The sequence below is a fragment of the Sulfitobacter sp. HI0040 genome (assembly GCF_001634885.1).
Lineage (GTDB): Bacteria > Pseudomonadota > Alphaproteobacteria > Rhodobacterales > Rhodobacteraceae > Sulfitobacter.
This window is the reverse complement of the sequence record NZ_LWEX01000280.1, coordinates 1-818: the sequence shown is the minus strand read 5'-3', so window position 1 is coordinate 818 and position 818 is coordinate 1. Positions and strand designations below refer to the sequence as shown.

General features: G+C 57.0%; 1 protein-coding gene. It reads right to left on the bottom strand.

Features of this window, described 5'->3' with window-relative positions:
• Window positions 1–517: maleate cis-trans isomerase family protein (locus A3728_RS13760; protein ID WP_067924778.1), on the bottom strand; the 517-nt coding region annotated here is incomplete at its 3' end.
• Window positions 518–818 lie beyond the last annotated feature (301 nt).

Sequence of the window (818 nt, the reverse complement as noted above, 5' to 3'; positions counted from 1 at the left end):
TTTGGGCGATCGTGTCCTCGTCATACTGGGCGAAGGTGAAATTGCCGGGGTCTTCGAGGTGGCGTTCATGCACGCAGTCAAAGCCCACTTTGGCAAAATTCGTGATGATCGCGTTCTGCACCTCTTCGAGGTAGGGCGTCGCCAGGGCGTAACGGCTTGCCCCCATGGCGCGGAAGGCATCGAGCGTTGCGAGCGTCGATGTCGTGGCCGGAACGCCCGTTCTTTCCGTGATCGCGTGGCACAATGCGCGGTCGTTTTCCACGCCCAGCCAGCCCCCGGAAGTCCCGCCCCAGGCGATGACATCGCATTTGGCATCCGCGAGCAGATCGGCAGCGGCCAGTTGCGGTTCAAAGGAGAACTGACCCAAGGCGTCGTCGCTCATGGCGATACGGACGACCCGGAAACGCCCGAAATGCGCGGTCACCTGCGGAAGCTCGGCCAGCAGCTCGGCGACACGCGGCTCCATCACCGTGTTCGATGAAGGGGTGAGCAGGCCGATACGGACGCGGGTTTGCATGGGGCTCTCCTGAGTTTGCCTCAGAGAGACTGTGCAGATATATAAAAAATTACAAATAAAAAATTAAATAGTTTGTAAGATGTTAAATTAAAACGATTTAGTAAATTTGAAATCGAGGGATTTGGTGGCCGACGCGCGAATCGCTATGTGGCTGCCATCGGCGTCACCTATCTGACGCGATGGAAGGGGACCGCAAAAAGGGTCGATCTGATCAAAAGCTATCTGAAGTGCGAGGCCAGCAAAAAACCCCGAAAGTGTCATAAGGACACTTCCGGGGGGCGAGCCTGTCGGCGCGGTTCGT